This is a genomic window from [Pseudopropionibacterium] massiliense (assembly GCF_900607225.1).
Taxonomy (GTDB): domain Bacteria; phylum Actinomycetota; class Actinomycetes; order Propionibacteriales; family Propionibacteriaceae; genus Arachnia; species Arachnia massiliensis.
In genome coordinates, this window is sequence record NZ_LR027842.1 from 3045128 (window position 1) to 3060579 (window position 15452).

At 67.8% G+C, this 15452-nt stretch carries 14 protein-coding genes and 1 pseudogene; 8 read left to right on the forward strand and 7 right to left on the reverse strand.

Annotation, left to right across the window (positions count from 1 at the left end; translation table 11 throughout):
• Nucleotides 1-138: 138 nt before the first annotated feature.
• Together E0E39_RS13615 and E0E39_RS15880 are read left to right on the forward strand one after the other, a co-directional pair.
• Nucleotides 139-759: a hypothetical protein gene (locus E0E39_RS13615; protein ID WP_130875235.1), complete on the forward strand. Its 621-nt coding sequence runs from the start codon at nucleotides 139-141 to the stop codon at nucleotides 757-759.
• Nucleotides 752-2101, forward strand: coding sequence for a HipA domain-containing protein (locus tag E0E39_RS15880; RefSeq protein ID WP_165444806.1), 1350 nt, complete (start codon nucleotides 752-754; stop codon nucleotides 2099-2101). The genes E0E39_RS13615 and E0E39_RS15880 overlap by 8 nt, the downstream gene beginning before the upstream one ends.
• Here the strand turns inward: E0E39_RS15880 and E0E39_RS13635 are convergent.
• The 6 genes from E0E39_RS13635 to E0E39_RS13660 are packed head-to-tail and all read right to left on the reverse strand — an operon-like array spanning nucleotide 2073 to nucleotide 10037.
• Nucleotides 2073-3329 carry an RAMP superfamily CRISPR-associated protein gene (locus tag E0E39_RS13635; protein ID WP_130875238.1) on the reverse strand — a complete coding sequence of 419 codons (1257 nt, stop codon included), beginning with the start codon at nucleotides 3327-3329 and terminating at the stop codon, nucleotides 2073-2075. The two genes, E0E39_RS15880 and E0E39_RS13635, sit on opposite strands and share 29 nt — an antisense overlap.
• Nucleotides 3329-4609: a hypothetical protein gene (locus E0E39_RS13640; protein ID WP_130875239.1), complete on the reverse strand. Its 1281-nt coding sequence runs from the start codon at nucleotides 4607-4609 to the stop codon at nucleotides 3329-3331. The genes E0E39_RS13635 and E0E39_RS13640 overlap by 1 nt, the downstream gene beginning before the upstream one ends.
• Nucleotides 4606-5166, reverse strand: coding sequence for an RAMP superfamily CRISPR-associated protein (locus E0E39_RS13645; RefSeq protein WP_130875240.1), 561 nt, complete (start codon nucleotides 5164-5166; stop codon nucleotides 4606-4608). The genes E0E39_RS13640 and E0E39_RS13645 overlap by 4 nt, the downstream gene beginning before the upstream one ends.
• Complete coding sequence (locus tag E0E39_RS13650) at nucleotides 5163-6572, reverse strand: Cas10/Cmr2 second palm domain-containing protein (RefSeq protein ID WP_130875241.1); 1410 nt, start codon at nucleotides 6570-6572, stop codon at nucleotides 5163-5165. The genes E0E39_RS13645 and E0E39_RS13650 overlap by 4 nt, the downstream gene beginning before the upstream one ends.
• Nucleotides 6569-8503 (reverse strand): TIGR03986 family type III CRISPR-associated RAMP protein, encoded by a 1935-nt coding sequence (locus tag E0E39_RS13655; RefSeq protein WP_130875242.1) that lies wholly within the window; start codon nucleotides 8501-8503, stop codon nucleotides 6569-6571. The genes E0E39_RS13650 and E0E39_RS13655 overlap by 4 nt, the downstream gene beginning before the upstream one ends.
• Nucleotides 8496-10037, reverse strand: a complete 1542-nt coding sequence (locus E0E39_RS13660; protein WP_130875243.1) for an SAVED domain-containing protein — start codon at nucleotides 10035-10037, stop codon at nucleotides 8496-8498. The genes E0E39_RS13655 and E0E39_RS13660 overlap by 8 nt, the downstream gene beginning before the upstream one ends.
• A gap of 340 nt (nucleotides 10038-10377) precedes the next feature.
• Here E0E39_RS13660 and E0E39_RS13665 point away from each other — a divergent pair, with 340 nt between their 5' ends.
• The 4 genes and pseudogenes from E0E39_RS13665 to E0E39_RS13680 all read left to right on the forward strand — a co-directional run bounded on the left by E0E39_RS13665 (nucleotide 10378) and on the right by E0E39_RS13680 (nucleotide 12973).
• Complete coding sequence (locus tag E0E39_RS13665) at nucleotides 10378-11001, forward strand: TetR/AcrR family transcriptional regulator (RefSeq protein ID WP_342770216.1); 624 nt, start codon at nucleotides 10378-10380, stop codon at nucleotides 10999-11001.
• 49 nt (nucleotides 11002-11050) lie between these two features.
• A pseudogene (locus E0E39_RS16465) lies at nucleotides 11051-11194 on the forward strand (IS256 family transposase); the annotation flags it as partial.
• A 284-nt stretch (nucleotides 11195-11478) separates the two neighbouring features.
• Nucleotides 11479-12186: an ATP-binding cassette domain-containing protein gene (locus E0E39_RS13675; RefSeq protein ID WP_130875245.1), complete on the forward strand. Its 708-nt coding sequence runs from the start codon at nucleotides 11479-11481 to the stop codon at nucleotides 12184-12186.
• Entirely contained in the window at nucleotides 12179-12973 is a 795-nt protein-coding gene (locus E0E39_RS13680; RefSeq protein ID WP_130875246.1) for an ABC transporter permease, read from the forward strand. Before E0E39_RS13675 ends, E0E39_RS13680 begins: the two co-directional genes overlap by 8 nt.
• Nucleotides 12974-13002: 29 nt before the next feature.
• On the opposite strand, the gene E0E39_RS13685 is transcribed toward E0E39_RS13680, so the two are convergent.
• Nucleotides 13003-13302 carry a DUF2087 domain-containing protein gene (locus E0E39_RS13685; RefSeq protein WP_165444808.1) on the reverse strand — a complete coding sequence of 100 codons (300 nt, stop codon included), beginning with the start codon at nucleotides 13300-13302 and terminating at the stop codon, nucleotides 13003-13005.
• Between the two features lie 203 nt (nucleotides 13303-13505).
• Between E0E39_RS13685 and E0E39_RS13690 the strand changes: the two genes are divergently transcribed.
• Together E0E39_RS13690 and E0E39_RS13695 are read left to right on the forward strand one after the other, a co-directional pair.
• Nucleotides 13506-14435: a TIM barrel protein gene (locus E0E39_RS13690; protein WP_130875248.1), complete on the forward strand. Its 930-nt coding sequence runs from the start codon at nucleotides 13506-13508 to the stop codon at nucleotides 14433-14435.
• 8 nt (nucleotides 14436-14443) lie between these two features.
• Nucleotides 14444-15448, forward strand: a complete 1005-nt coding sequence (locus E0E39_RS13695; protein ID WP_130875249.1) for a Gfo/Idh/MocA family protein — start codon at nucleotides 14444-14446, stop codon at nucleotides 15446-15448.
• Nucleotides 15449-15452 lie beyond the last annotated feature (4 nt).

Consider the following 15452-nt stretch of genomic DNA (forward strand, 5'->3'; position numbering starts at 1 on the left):
GGGGCCGGCCCCTGCGGCGACCCACATGTCCGAACATACCAAGAGCCTCCTGTTGCGGATCCTTTGCCAAACCCAAACCCCGGCCACGGCAGGAAGCCAACCGCCCCGTTGGCTCCCGCGCCGACCGGGCGAGGATGGATGACCGCCACGTGGATGTATGCGTACGCCGACATCGCCGGTAGGGTGGGTGGCGTGACCTCCATGATCGACGAGGCCGGTGTCGACGCCCTGCTCACCGCTCTGCTCGACCATGGACTGGAGCGGGTGGCGGCCGAACACCGGCCGGCCGTGACCGCGGCGCTGCGTCGGATGCTGAACAGCGACCAGCCGGGCGTGGTGGCCCAGCACCTCACCCGCGGCAGCCGCCCCGAACGGTTCGGACAGCACTGGGACCACAAGCCGACCCTGCTGCGTGCCTTCGCCCGCGGGGGCCGGGTGGCCGACGAACACGCCCGCGACCGCCTGCGTCACCTGGGATCCGCCACCAGCCTGACCCGCCCTCAGGTCGCCCGCCGGCTTCGCGACATGATGGAGATCCTCGACCTGGATGCAACGGCCCTGGCCGAGGAGGCAGAACGACTGCGCGTGGCGGATCATGACGACCTGTTCGACCGGCCAAGTACGCACGAGCGGATCACACCCGCCAGTGTTAACCGGGTACTGGAGGGCGCGGCGCCCCCGCGGCCGGGACAGCTGGCCTTCATCCTCAGGGCCGCGCACATGGACGTGGGCCGGGTGCAAGGTAGTGAGGATGCTTGAGGTCCTCGAGTGTTGGCTGCACGGCGATCACGTCGGACGCTTCGAAAGACAGACCGGTCGCGCTGCCCGGCTGGTCTACGACGCCGACGCCACCCGCGTCGTCTCGCTGTCATTGCCGATCGACGCTCCGGCCCCAGACGGCGCGGCCGAACACTACCTGCGTGGCCTGCTGCCCGAGGACCCGGTGGCGCTGCGCGACATGATGAGGGCCTCGGGTGCCACCAGCACCGACACCTTCGAGTTGTTGCGCCAGGTCGGCGGTGACGTCGCCGGGGCCGTGCAGCTCACCGCACCGGGCAGCGAGCCCAGAAGCGATCCGGACCACGAACCGTTGATCGCCACCACGGCCGATATCGGGGCATGGATCGCCGGAATCAAGGCCAGGCCCACGGCCTCGGCCTTCGCCGGCGACTGGCCACTGCGGTTCTCGCTGGCCGGTGTCCAGGCCAAGTTCGCCCTGGCCCGCATCGGCGGCAGCTGGTACCGGCCCGACGCGCAAACCCCGTCCACCCACATCGTCAAACCCGGTGCCGCCCGGAACAAACACATCGAGGCATTCGAGGCCCGGGCAATGGACCTGGTCCGACGGGCCGGGTTCGCAGTCCCGCGAGCCCGCGTGGCGCACTTCGATGACCAGAGCGCCTATGTGGTCGAGCGTTTCGACCGCGAGCTCATGCCCTCAGGGTTCAGCCGCCGCCTCCACGTCGAGGACCTGCAACAGGCCCTGGGACGTGACCCCGAGGGCAAGTACCTCACGAGCCCCACCGACGCCATCGCCCTGCTGCGCCGCCACGACTCGGAACTGGCCTACTGTTTCGTCGAGGTCATCGGCCGGCCCCTCCTGCCGGGCGGCGCTCAACCACTCGGCGGTGCAGGAGGGGCAGGCCATGACGTCACCTCATCGCCTCATCGCCTCAGGGCAGTCGAACAGGTCCACGCGCGCCGGGGCCGTCACCCGCAGGATGTGCGCCGGCAGACCGTGCCAGTTCGCGTTGCCGTCGTCGCTGCGGAAGAACCGCTTGTCGCGGTGCAGCGACGGCAGGGTTCCCTCCCCAAGCGAGCCGAGCACATCGACGGTGGCCGGCTTCCAGTCGTCGCCGGGCGTGACGTCGGCGCGGCGCAGCCACAGGCCGGCGCACCGGTCGGTCTCCTCCCGCCACGCCGCCCAGTCGTTCCCGCCCCAGGCCCAGACGTGGCCGGTCGGGATGACGTGTTCGGGCGGTTCGGGCGCGAAATGCCAGCCGGTGTGATCGGCCCAGGCGTAGGCGGTGAACTCCCCTTCCGGGCGTGCCGTGAGGGGGCGCGCGAACCAGTCAGCCATTGTCGGTGTCCTTCCGCTTGAGGGAGCCGAAACCGCGGGTCGTGCCGCCGCCGATTCCGATGATCTGCTCGTCGAGGTCACGGGCGACGGCCCTGAGGAGGTCGCGTTCCTCGTCGGTGAGCGGCTGCAGCTCGTGGATGCGCAGGCTCAGGGTGGAGCCGGGCGGCAGGTACTGCACCGAGTACAGCGACCCGTGCGACGCATCCGCCGTCGTCTGCGAGTTCATCAGGCTGCCGCCGGAGATGCGGTCGATCGCGACCTGCGTCAGGAACGGCAACCCCGCCGACCCGGCTTCGCCGCCACCGGGCAGCCGCACCGGCGACGACTCGAACCGCAGGATCCCGCGCTTCCCGCCGTCGAGGGATTCCCCCTCCGTCCGCGCCGACCCGAACAGTCGCTCGTCGATTCCCTTCTCCTCCCGGCCGGTCACCTTCAGGATGTGGGCGACGCGGTGCCGGAAAACACCGCGCCACGAGTCGGCGGGCATCTCGGTCTTGGTGTAGAGCACGTTGTTCTTGCCCGGTTTCGCATCCCGCGGGGGTTTGCCGTCTCCGATGTGCAGCGGGTCAACCACTTCGAAGCGATACTCGATCGATGGCTTCGGCGACGGGGATTCGCCCTGCCGCATCTCCCAGCCGGTCAGTTCGGCATCGGGCGCGAGGCAGGCACGTCGCTCCTGGAGCCACCAGGTCAGGCCGGCGGGATCGCGGCGGTCGATGGTGCGGTGGTGGATGGCGTGGAGGGTGCCCCAGCCCTGGTTGGATGTCCGTCGCCGCCCGACGACCGGCCGCCATGTGGCCGCCAGGTCCAGGAAGGCGTCGAGCGTTGCAGTCTCGGCGTCGTCGCGGTCCCACAGCAGCCACCACTGCACCCGCGTGCCGCCGGGAATCACCTCGCGGGTGAACAGGTGGCCCCCTTTGGCGGCGCGCCGGTGGCCGTCGATGGCGACTCCCGTGGCCTCTTCGGGCGCTTTCGCCTCGACGACGTTCGCACCGAGGGCCCGGAGCTGCGACGGCGACGTCTCCCCGCCCTTCTCGGCCCCCAGATAACGGGAGGCCGCCTCGCCGAGGTGGTCGCGCAGGCTGCCGACGAGGGAGGTCGCCGGCAGGTACACCGACCCGTCGGGCCTGCGCTGGATGGGCGCCTGGACCGCATCCTCACCAGTGGTCCCGGCGCGCGTGAACGCGCCGACCGCCCACGGGGTGTCGATGGTGAGGTCGAACCGCATCAAGGTCGCGTAGCGGGGCATCACTTCCTCCTTCCTTTCTTGTTCCTGCTCTTCTTCTTGCTGCCCGACCGCAATAGCCCGGCCAGCTGCCCCAGCTGCCGAGGCTCCATGCTGAGCAGCTCCCGGATTTTGTCGTGGAACTGGGACGGAGCCTTGTCCAGCACTCTTTGAAAGTTGCGCCGGGTCTTCTCCTCAGACACCTCGCTGGTATCCGAGAGGCTGATGCAGGACACGAACAGTTCCCCCTTGACGTCGCTCCATCGTTTGTGTTTCCGCAGCTCGGCGCTCTCCTGTTCCCACCACTCGGCCGTGACCTCAAACGACGGCCGGCTGGTCGGCTCCCAACCGGTGAGCGCAAGCTGGCCGTAGCCATCGATACGACGCCATCCGATGCCGCATCGGCGCAGCCGCCGCCAGCCGTCGGCGGTGAGACCGCCGACGACGAAACTCACCCCTGGCGCGAGCGCCCAGTCCGGCACCTTCGGCAGGTTGCTGCGCCCGTGCCAGCCGGTGACCAGCTCGCTGCGCACCCACTCGGGGCGACGGTTGAGAGTCAGGTTCTCGTCGCCGCTGACCCGCTGCAGCTCGCGCTCGACGTCGCCAAGGTCCAGGCTCGGCGCGCCCCACTCGTCGGTGATGATCGCAGGGCTGGTCAGGTGGATGGCGACGGGGCGGTCGTGCCACGTCAACGGTTTCTCCTCCAGCGGCGCGACGGTGGCGAGGGCGCGGCCCCGGTCCTGCGACCGGCCCTGCCCGATCCGGACGGTGGCGTCGTGGAGCCAGGAGACGTCGGCGCTGGTCTCGATCTCGGCGATGTAGCGCGCGCCCTTCCCGACGTAGTCGCGGGAGTAGAGCCGCCCGTCCTCGGCGGTTTCGTCAGCGCGGAGCTGCACGCGGCCGCGCCGCACCGGGTCGGGCAGGTCGATCCACCCGGGCCTGGCCGTCAGCGGGCCCTCGCAGCGCGGGCACACCCCGGCGTCCAGGGTCTCACCCGAGGCGACGAACAGCGCACGGTCGTAGATGACCTCCCCGCATTCGGTCGTGGCGCGGTACTTGCAGATGACCTCGGAGGTGGTCCGCAGTCTCGCCCCGTCCGGGACGGCCTGGGTGACGAGGAGGTCGTGATCGAACAGAGCGGCGAAGTCGTCGGCGGAATTGCACCCGCGCCACCACAGGGCGGCCAGGGCGCCCCGCAGCGTGGCTCCGGGGATCACCCGCTGGGTGGTGGTGTGGAACAGCGACTCGTTGCCGATGCCGATGCTGAACGGCGTCTGGAACTCCAGGGTCAGTTGGTATCTCACGACTCCTCCTTCACGGTCAGCAAGGCGCGACTGTCGTCGTCGGTCCAGGGTTCGGCGTCGCGGATCGTGACCCAGCCGAAACCGCGACGCCGGTTCAGCCCGATGCTCACGACGTCACGGGCCGCGGCCCGCAGCACCAGGACGAGCAGCTTCGGGGGCTCGCCCCGGCCGTCCCAGGCGATGGTGAACTCGCCCGCTGCGGCCCAGCACTGTTGGCCCGCAACGAGGGCGCGTTCCTCGGCGCGGCCGTGCTCGTCGACGCGCACCCGGTTCCACAGCGACGGCTCGACGCCGTGCTTCAGCGACCCGGTGCCGACGCGCTCCACGGCGACATCGGAGAAGATCCAGTCGCTGCCCCTGCGGGCGGTTCCGAACACCTCGCCCACGAGGGGCCTCGGCAGGCCGAGCCAGTGCAACGCATGGGCGCGCAGCAGCCCCTTGACCGCGGAGCTGGGGAACGGGGTTTCCTCGTCGATCGTGTGGTCCAGACCGTCGATGGCCTTGCCGGAGCTGATCACGAACGGCGTGTGGAACTCCACGTCGAACCTCAATCTCATTTCTCACCCTCCTTGGTTTCCCCGAAGACCGGCCACCAGCGGGCACGATCCAGATCGGCGCGGATCTGGCCCTCGGAGCTTTGCTTCAGGTATTCGACGTTGTCCCGCTTGGTGCGCGTGGCCCAGGCGACGGCTTCCCGCCCCGCATCGAGCTCCTGCTTCAGGGCACTGCGGGCGCTAGTTGTGAGCCCGCCCAGGACGTGGCCTTCGGCGAGCTGCCTGGCGGCCTCGGGGGTGTCAATGACGTGGTGTTTCAGGGCTCGGTGGTCGGCGGTGGTATCGGCCCAGGCGATGTACGATTTCTCGCCCTTGCCCGTCTTCTTGGCGATCTTCTCCATCTCCTCGGCCAACTCCCGGGCGCCGGCGAACGGCGCCTTGTAGTGGGTGAAGACCATGCCGACGCCGAGGCTCGCCCGGCCCGCCGCTGTCCTGACGGCCTGGAACTGTGGGCCGCGGTTGGCACACACCTCGCCGACGCGAGCTTGGAAACCGGTTTCAAAAGCCTTGGCGAGGTTTACCGCCCAGATCCAGGCGAACCGGCCGGCGACGCTGGCCATGACGTCGTCGCCTCCGATGTAGTGCAGGACGTCGGGACAGAACTTGGGATTCACCATCGTGGCGATGATGGCCTCGCGGGCCTGCTCGGCGGCCTCCCGGGTGGCGTCGTCGAGGGCCTTTGACAAGGCCTTGTGTGCCTGCGGATCCTTCAGCTGGGCGACCTTCTTGAAGAAGTCACCCATGCGGTTGCCGTCGGCGCAGATCAACGCCAGGTGGTTGTCGGCGTCGCGGCGACCCATCGCGCGGACGGGGTGGTCGTCGTCGCCCGGCTCTTCGATCCTCGTGAGGTGCTCGAACATCTCCGGCTCCGCGACGCCGTCCTCGCGCGGCTTCAGGTCGCGCTTCCACTGGTTGAAAGCCTCCCGCCGCACGACGCAGTCGGCGCCATAGCTGTCCCTGCCCTCGGGAACGGCCACCGAGATCTCGGCGGATTCCTCGTGGCAGCCCTCGCACTCGGTGAGCATCGGCAGTCGGCGCGTCGACGGCACCCGGTGCCGCACCCGCGTACAGCGCTGCCCGCCGCCCGTGGCCTGGTAGGCCTCGACGTAGCTGCCGGCCTCCTGCACCCAGGCGTTCCACTCCAACCCGGGCAGACCCTCGGCGACCACCGTCAGGGCCGCGTCGACGACGTCATCGGCGACCGGTTCGTCGGATTCCAGGACGACGACGCCGGCGATGTCGGGCACCTCATCGCTCGGTTTCAGGCCTGCGGGGAGCTTGTCGCGCAGGTAGTCGGGGCGGGTGCGATCGGTGAGGGCGTGGGAGGCACCCTTGGTCAGGGCCAGGCACGAGGTGCGAGCGATCCACTGCTGGATCCGTTTCGCCCCGATCACGACGTAGGTTGTCACTTCGCGCTCCAATCACTCTGGTCGTGGTCGGTGATCTCCGGCATCGGTTTCCAGGCTCCGGGCTTCCAGCTGAAGTTCTTTTTGCCGTCGGATTGGGCCGGGCCGCCGAAATCCTTGAAGAAGTTGAAGGACTCGTCGAACTCCTTGGAACCGAACTGCTTCCATGGCTGGGTGGTCGGGTAGGTGACCTTCCACCAGTTCTCGCCCAGCCCCTTGAGATCGAGCACCTTCCGGGCGCCGGCGTGGACGGCGTCGAGGTCGCCGCAGCGGTCCTTCACCTCCGCGGGATCGATGACGAACGCCTCCAGCGGGGTCTCCGCTTTGTCACCGTAACGGGCGGCCACCGTCGTGATCCTCGCCGCTGTGATCTCGGCGGTCACCGAGCCCAGACCGAGCGGTTTGCCGCGCCCGAGGTGCAGGGCGAACTCGCCATCGCCGAGGACGCGCCCCGGCTGGAGCGCCGCGAGCAGCGATGCGACGCCGAACCTGTCCAGACCGTCGAACGTGATGCGCTGCCGGAACGTACCGGATGTGACGAGCTGGGCCTTGGTGCACATGTCGTCGCCGTGGTGCTCGCGCTTGAGGTGCCGTCCGGGGAGGTTCCCGACACCCTTGTCTCGGCGCAGGTGCTCCAGCTGGTGTTCCGGGTCGGAGTGCCAGTAGAACTTGCGGCCCCGCAGCTGGCGCTTCTGCTTGCCGTCGCTGTCCCAGCGACTCCAGCGCTCATCGCGCGAGGCCGGGGCGGCCGCCGGCGACGTGGGTTCGAGGTAGGTCAGACCCGCCCCCAGGTGCGGCTGCCCGAGCGGAGCCAAGGTCACCTCGTCGCCCTGCAGGTCGACACCGATCGCCGAACCGAACCGGACGTGCGCGGCGTAGGAGCGCTGGTCGCCCTCGCGGCGACGCTCATCTGTTTGGGGCTTGTCGTTGAGGGTGTCGGCCGACCCGAACACCGAGCACGACGGGCACAGTCGCAGATTCTTGTCGTCGCACGGCTGGGTCTCCTGCGGGATCCGGTTTCCCAGACACTCCTTGGACCGCTCGCGCCAGAACTGGCTCAGCTTGATGGCGGTGACCTTGCCGTTAAGCACCTTCACCCAGATGACGCTGCCGGGCTCGAGCGCATGCTTGTTGCCGCGCGCCTGCCCAAGCTTCGTCTTCCCGCGGAACACGTCGATCCACCGCTCACCATCGGGGCGAGCCTCCATCATCGCCCAGCTGAAGTCGCGTGTGGCCTGCGACGAGATGGTCGCGCGCTCCCGGGTCAGCTTTCCCAGCGACCAGTACCACTTGGTGCGCACCTTCTTTCCCTTGACCATGGCCGTCTCGTGACGCGCACCTTCCTTGGCGATCAGCACGACATAGCAGCCGGCCAGGTCCTCGTACCCGCTCGCGTCGGCGGGACGGTCACGGACCTGGAACCGCTCCGCCACCCGCCGCTCCGGCTTGTCCTTCCAATCGTTCTTGGAGTTGACTGCGATGACGTCACCGGTTCGAGCTTTTCCTCCAAGACGTTGGCGCAGCGTCTCCGAGTCGACCGACGACCGCTTCTTCTCCTCCTCGCACAGCAGGACCTCGTCGTCATCGAGGACGACGGCCATCCGCCAGTCTTTGAGCGCGTCCATGTTGGGCAGCTGCCGGTAGGTGGGGCGGTAGCCCAGGTCGACCTGACGCAGACAGCCGCCGAACAACATCTCGTGGGTGCTGCGGACCGCACCCTTGATGGAGCTGCCGGGGATGCGGACGTCGCCACCGATGCCGCCCCACTCCTCCGTCGGAATGGCGATCGGCGATTGGATGTGCCACGTGACTTCCAGCGCGCCGACGTAGCGTTCCGGCGCCTCGTCGGGGCCGGGGTCGTGTCCGGGTGGCTGTCTGCACACCACCTTCCGGGGTAACGGCACGAACGTGTAGGGGTTGACGAAATCAGTCACGCGTTTCTCCTTCCACACGTGTTGTTTTGCTGGGTCGAGCGACCTTGTCGAAGACCTCGACGATGGGGCCGTGTGGCATGCCCGCGGCCACACGCAGAACCTTCTGGTAGCGCTGCCTGGCCACGAGCGGATTCTGGGTCAACTCGTAGAGCACGCAGTTGAGGGTGTTGGTGCGACGCGCGACCAGCGGCGCGAGTGAAGTCGCAGTCGACCATGCGATGTGCAGTTCCCTGCCTGCGCCGCGTTTGCGCAGCTCGTTCGCGATCTCCGTGGCCAGGCGGGCGCCCTCGTTGGACGGGTAGAAGTGGACGCCGCTGCCCTCGATGACGATCTCGAAACTTTCGTCGCAGGTGGCCTTGAGTTCGTCGAAGGGCTGTTGGTTCTGGCCGTTCTGGTTGCGGATCAGGACGGCGACGCGGTGCAAGCGGTCGGCTTCCTGGAGTGAGGGATCCTGGGGTGTGTGCTCGGCGAACGACCCCGCGACCGCGTGGAACGTCTTCTGGTCGTCGCTGCGGCTGGCGTCGGTCCACTCGTTGCCCTGCAGGTCGATGACGCGCAGGCCGCCCTGGCGGGTGATCGGCAGGGCGGTGCCGAGTGCCCAGCCGAGGCTGAAATGACCGCCACCGGTCAGCGTCACACCACTCACGCCGTGCGCATAGAGGGCATCGACCATGATCGGCAGCGTCTCCTTCAGATGCCGGTAGTCCTCAACGGCGGGGATGCCGGTCCTCGGATCCTGGCGCAGCCGGACGGCGAGGTCGTGCTCGCGACCGAGACGGGTGGTGCCGGAACGACGCGTGTGGGCGTCGGGGATCGGGCGGGTCTGTGTCTGGATGGTGACCTCGCCGTCGCCGAACAACCACCCGAGGGCACTGGAGATCGCCGCGACGACACCCGTGGGCAGGCCGATCGGCAGGTACCGCTCCGCCGGTCTCATGAGATGCCCGAGCCGGCGGTGGAGAAGGTCCCGGTACAGCTGACGGCACTCACCGAGACCGTACTGCTTCAGCTTCTTCAGCGGCTGGCCGGTGGTTTTCAGCAGCCGGCCGGGAGCCTTCACGTCGATGGCCTCATCCGATCGCCCACACCCGCCGAGCGGGTGATCGGCGGGAGCATCGTCGGTTGAGGGTTGCCCGGCATCCACGCCGTCTTCCTGCGACCGGCTGTCGTTGGAAGCCGTCTCGTCCTGTTTGGGGATGGTGTTGAGGACGAGAAGGCTGAAGTCGTGGGGTTCCTGCTCGAGTTTGAGCAGTTCCGGAAGCTCCTCAGCGGGGACGAACTGGCTCTGCTGGATCTCGGGCGTGACGATGAGAACGGCGGCCGCGATACCTTCTTCGAAGGCCTCGTGAACGCGGCGGGCGGTCTCACCGGGGGGCAGATCAACGAGGTCACGCCAGGGCACGAGACCGCCGGCACGCAGGAAACGGTCCAAGCACTTGGCGAGCTCGGTGCCGTCGCTCTGCCGGTACGAGATGAAAACCGGCCCGGTCGGGTCGTAGCGATTCCCGTGGTCGGTGCCGCATCTGTCTCCCATGATTCCTCCAAACCCGACCAAGACTCCGAAAGGCCGTCGTGAAGTACTGACGGACAGCCGACGACCACATCGTCCCGCTCCTGCCGTCGCGCCCTTGCCCACGTCCGATTGCTGCACCCCGAACGAACTCCACCAGGAATGGAAACAACTGATGCGGCAACCCACACCACATGCCAGGTTTTCGTCACTGTCCACAAAACGTGTAGCACTCCACTACGTGAGGTAAGGCCCTCGTTTCCCGGGAACTTGACAGTGAGGTACTACGTGAGGAAACTGCGTGAGTGGTTGCCCTCCCCCCCGACGGACCCGCGCCGAGCAGAAGCAGCAGACCAGAGACGCTTTGATCGCAGCCGCTCTGGTCGCGTTCAGTCGTGACGGCTACAACCGCGCCAGCCTCGACTCCGTGGCTGGTCAGGCGGGCTTCTCCAAGGGAGCCGTATACTCCAACTTCGGCAGCAAGGCCGAGTTGTTCCTCGCGGTCATGGACTACAACCTGGGCGCGCTGCGCGGCGAGGACTGGGACCCGTTCGAGTCTGCCGTCCGGGCCACCGGCGCGCAGATCGACGAGTCCATCTCCATGGACCCCGCCGAGTTGGTCCGTGGTTTCGGTCTGGCAACCCTCGAGTTCATCACAACTGCCGCCCGTGACCCCTCCCTGACCAGCGCCCTCGGCGAGCGAATGCGCGCCCACCTGGACGCCTACGGCCGCCTCGCCGACCGACGCCGCAGCGAGGGCGAGACCCTCACCTCCCGCCAGATCGGCTACCTCATGGCCGCTCTCGATCAGGGGGCCACGCTCCTGTTCCTGAGTGGCGTCTCCGACGTGGACGGCCCGCTGCTGCGAGACGGCCTCCGCCGGCTGCTCCTCGACACGAGCGGGCCGGCCCCCGATGGTGCTCACTCCACTCCGCTGGCCGACGTGGACCGGATCATGAACCTGCTCGACGAGCCGCCGCACGACTGAGCGGGGCAGGTCGATCCGTCGGCGGATGCGTCGTTCCTCGAGCATCACCGCGGCCGCGCTCAAACCGGTCTACCAGGCCTCAGACGCGGGCGCGGCCAGGGCTGCCCTTGACGAGTTCGCCACCACTGAACTGGGGAAGAGGAACCCCAACACCGTGCGCGTGTTCGAGGATGCATGGTCCCGGTTCCAGCCCGTGACCTCGACCACCTGGTCCAGGATCTGGGTCTTGCCCTTCTTCGGCGCCTCGGCATAGGCCCGGGCGTACTTCTCAGTGATCTCGATCCTGGCTGCCATCGACAGACTCTCTTCAACCTCCACACCCCATCGTGGCCCCATCCCACCGTTTCCCGGGGGAAACTACGTGAGTGTCGTCGGCCCCTTGACATACCGGCGGTATGTGGCATACCACCGGAATCACGATACCGGCGGTATGGATCCTGAAGGGCCGTTGGTCGGGTCACTATGCAGGGAGTCATCATGAGCGATGTAGTGCTAGAGGTCGACGGCTTGACGCGGCGTTTCGGCGATGTCGTGGCCAACGACCGGGTCGACCTCCGGGTTCGTGCCGGCGAGGTCGTCGGGCTGCTGGGCCATAACGGCGCAGGCAAGACGACCCTCGTCTCGCAGGTAGTCGGCCTTCTTCGCCCGGACAGCGGAAGCATCCGGGTCGCCGGAGTGGACGCCGTGGCACACCCGGCCACGGTGCGACGCTGTGTCGCCCTCCAGGCGCAGGCCCAAGCGCCTCTCGACGGTCTCACGCCGAAATCGGCCATCGAGATCGCCGGTGAGCTTCGAGGCATGTCCCGCGCGGATGCCCGCGCCGCGGCCGAGCGCCTCGCGGACGAACTCGACATCCTCGAGCGTGGCCGTGTCGTGGCCGCCGGGTCGCCGACGTCGCTGCGCGCCAGCATCGACGCCGACCTGCGCCTCGAGGTCTCACTCAATCCCGACGGCATCGACCCCACCGAGGATTCCTCCCCCTTCGCCGTGAGCCGTCGCGTCCGCATCGGGCGGCGCGTGATGCTCAACGTCTCCGCCGACGACGCAGCACGGGCTGTGTCCTGGGCCAACGAGCTGCGTTCGCGCGACTATATCGAGGGCTACGCCCTCACCCCCGTGACGCTGGAAGACGCCTACCTCACGGTGACTGCCACCGCTTCGAATCAGGAGTTCGCGAATGTCTGAGCTGACGGCCCAGCCAACCAGCCGAGTAGTCCGACCGGTCCCCGAGCCGGTCAGCCACTGGACCATCAACGACGTCCTCTTCCGCTGGAATCTCGCCCAGAACGGGGCGATGCTTCCGCTGTTCACCCTGGTGCAGGCCCTGGTCGCCGGCGCCGTCATCGTCGGGTTCGGGTTCCTGATCCCGAGCATCGACGTGCCCACGGCCCAGTTCCTCTCCGCGGGCGCACCCACGGTCATGATCATGGTCATCGGCCTGGTCCTGTGTCCCCAGGGCGTCGCGCACGCACGCACCAGCGGCCAGTTCACCTACCTGCGTTCACTGCCGGTGCCCCGGCTGCTGCTGTTCATCTCCGACCTGGTCGTCTGGGCCCTGATTGCGGCGCCGGCCATCCCGGTCACCGTCCTGGTAGCACACCTGCGCTACGGGTTCGACTACAGCTTCGCCTGGTTGCCGCTGATCGGCGGATGGCTCCTGGTCACGGTCATGGCAACCTCGGTCGGCTACGCGCTCGCAGTGCTCCTGTCACCGCAGCTGGCCCAGCTCATCAGCCAGGTGCTGGTCTTCTTCGTCATGCTGTTCTCGCCGGTCACCTTCCCGGCCTCGCAGCTTCCGGGTTGGTTCCAGGCGCTGCACGACGTGCTGCCCTTCCGGCCGGCCGGCGACCTCATCCGGGCAGGGCTGTTGTCGGACACCTACCCGGTTGACATGCAGGACGTCCTCGTCCTCAGCGCATGGACAGCCTTCGGCGTGATCTTCAGCATCCGCGCCCTGGTGAGCCGCGACTGAGTCCCGGCACGCCTGTCCTCCGGAAGCGGCTACCCGGATGCAGCCTTCAGCGCCAGTCGGTACTGGCTTCCGTCAGGTGAGCGCACCAGTCGTTCCTCGTCGATGAGGGCGCGCCGCAAGGTCACGGGGTCCGCCGTGATCGCGGCCAGCTCCTGGGTGATCTCACGCTCCGTCCACGTAGGTCCTTCGCGCATGCAGTCGACGACGATGTCGAAGAGCATGTCACGCAACGCTTGTTTTCGTGGCCAGCGCTCGACCCGACCGCCGGAGAGGCAACTTCGCAACCTCGGGATCTCCTTGACTCGCTCCTCGAACAAGGCAGTGTCCATGGACCGCATCCTAGCTGGCGCGACCTCCGGGCAGACCGGATGTGCGATCCGCCCGTTGGGCCCGGGGCACCACCGCCCGCTACCCCACAAAACCGTGTCGAGAATCACTTCCATCACAAAAATTAGTACCCTCGGGCAATTGACAGGACATATGGCCGAACCTAGGCTGGATCGTGCCCAACGACGCGCCAGAAAGGACCTTCATGGCCGACAAGTCCCGCAACCCCGAGCCCCGATACAACAAGCTGACCATCGGCGTCTGTCCCGACCAGTGGGGCGTCTGGTTCCCCGAGGACCCGGCGCAGATCCCGTGGGAGAAAGCCCTCGACGAGATGGCCGAGGCCGGTTTCTCCGTGATGGAGACCGGTCCCTTCGGTTACTTCCCCACCGACCCCAAGCGCCTGGCCGAGGAAATGGGCAAGCGAGGTTTCCGCGTCGTCGCCGGCACCGGCTGGGGCATCCTCCACAAGGCCGAGGCCTGGGCCGACACGGAGCGCACCTTCCGCGCCATCGGTGAGACCCACGCCGCCGTCGGCGCCGAGTACGTGGTGCACCTGCCACCGATGTTCCGCGACGAGCACACCGGCGAGTTCACCGACATGCGTCACCTCGACGGCGAGGCCTGGGAGCTGTACATCACCAACGCCAACCGGCTCGGCCGCATGATGAAGGAGGACTACGGCCTCACGATGGTCCTCCACCCGCACGGCGACTCCCACATCGAGACCCGCGAGGACATCGACCGCATCTTCCAGGCCACCGACCCCGAGTACGTCGGGTTCTGCCTGGACACCGGCCACATCGTCTACGGCATGGCCGACAACACCTCCCTGATCCGCGACTACCCGGAGCGCATCTCCTACGTCCACATCAAGGCCATGGACCCGAAGCTCGTCAAACAGGCCCACGACGAGGACTGGCCGTTCGTGAAGGCCGTCAAGGCGGGCTGCTCCGTGCCGCCGCCGGAGGGCGAACCCGACATGCCGAGCCTCGTCGAGGCCCTCGCCGACCTCGACAAGGAGCTCTACGTCATCTGCGAGCAGGACATGTACGGCTGTGACCCGTCCTACCCGCTGCCCAACGCCATCAAGGTCCGCGAATACCTGGCCTCCATCGGCCTCGGAGTGAAGTGAGCGACACCATGACCCTGCGAATCGGAATGATCGGCCCCGGCGGCATGGGGCAGGCGCACATCGAACGCATCCACAGCGTCATCGCGGGCGGCCGGGTGGTGGCCGTCACCGACCTCAACGCCGAGAACGCCCGGAAGGTCGCCGACCGGATCGGCGCGACGACCTTCCCGAGCGCCGTCGACCTCATCGCCTCCGATGACGTCGACGCCGTCATGATCTGCAGCTTCGGCCCCGCCCACGAACCCGACGTGATCGCGGCCGTCGAGGCCGGCAAGTACGTCTTCTGCGAGAAACCCCTCGCCCCCACCGCCGACGCCTGTGCGCGCATCATGGAGGCCGAGCAGAAGGCGGGCAAGAAGCTCGTCACCGTCGGTTTCATGCGTCGCTTCGATGCCTCCTACCGGGAGATGAAGGCCATCCTGGACGCCGGCGAGATCGGTGAGGCCCTCATGGTCCACAACGCGCACCGCAACCCGACGGTGCCGGAGATCTACACCTGGGACATGGCGATCAACGACACCGCCATCCACGAGATCGACACCATGCGCTGGCTGCTCGGCGAGGAGTTCGTCTCGGCCCGCGTCGACAAGCCGAAGAAGACCAGGAACCGTTTCCCGCACCTGCAGGACCCGCTTGTGCTGATCCTCACCACCACCTCCGGGGTGCGCGTCGACGACGAGATCTTCGTCAACTGCCAGTACGGCTACGACATCCAGTGCGAGCTGGTCGGCGAGAACGGTGCGGTGCGGCTCAGCGACCAGGAATTGGTGCAGCGCGCCGACCTGCAGGGGCGGCGCAACCGGCTGACCATGGACCACAACCAGCGCTTCGGCCAGGCTTTCGTGCGTGAGGTGCAGGAGTGGATCACCGCCGTCGCGCAGGACCGTCACACCGGCTCCACCGCGTGGGACGGCTACGCGGCCGCCTGTGTCTGCGACGCCGGCGTCAAGGCTCTTGAGGCCGACGGCGAGGTGGCGGTCGAGATGATGCCCAAGCCCGCGTTCTACGCCTGAGGAG

Excerpts from the sequence above, each read along its gene's own strand:
- E0E39_RS13615 (WP_130875235.1), top strand. The coding sequence starts at position 139 with ATGACCGCCACGTGGATGTATGCGTACGCCGACATCGCCGGTAGGGTG.
- E0E39_RS15880 (WP_165444806.1), top strand. The coding sequence starts at position 752 with ATGCTTGAGGTCCTCGAGTGTTGGCTGCACGGCGATCACGTCGGACGC.
- E0E39_RS13635 (WP_130875238.1), bottom strand. The coding sequence starts at position 3,329 with ATGCCCCGCTACGCGACCTTGATGCGGTTCGACCTCACCATCGACACC.
- E0E39_RS13645 (WP_130875240.1), bottom strand. The coding sequence starts at position 5,166 with ATGAGATTGAGGTTCGACGTGGAGTTCCACACGCCGTTCGTGATCAGC.
- E0E39_RS13660 (WP_130875243.1), bottom strand. The coding sequence starts at position 10,037 with ATGGGAGACAGATGCGGCACCGACCACGGGAATCGCTACGACCCGACC.
- E0E39_RS13675 (WP_130875245.1), top strand. The coding sequence starts at position 11,479 with ATGAGCGATGTAGTGCTAGAGGTCGACGGCTTGACGCGGCGTTTCGGC.
- E0E39_RS13680 (WP_130875246.1), top strand. The coding sequence starts at position 12,179 with ATGTCTGAGCTGACGGCCCAGCCAACCAGCCGAGTAGTCCGACCGGTC.
- E0E39_RS13685 (WP_165444808.1), bottom strand. The coding sequence starts at position 13,302 with ATGGACACTGCCTTGTTCGAGGAGCGAGTCAAGGAGATCCCGAGGTTG.
- E0E39_RS13690 (WP_130875248.1), top strand. The coding sequence starts at position 13,506 with ATGGCCGACAAGTCCCGCAACCCCGAGCCCCGATACAACAAGCTGACC.
- E0E39_RS13695 (WP_130875249.1), top strand. The coding sequence starts at position 14,444 with ATGACCCTGCGAATCGGAATGATCGGCCCCGGCGGCATGGGGCAGGCG.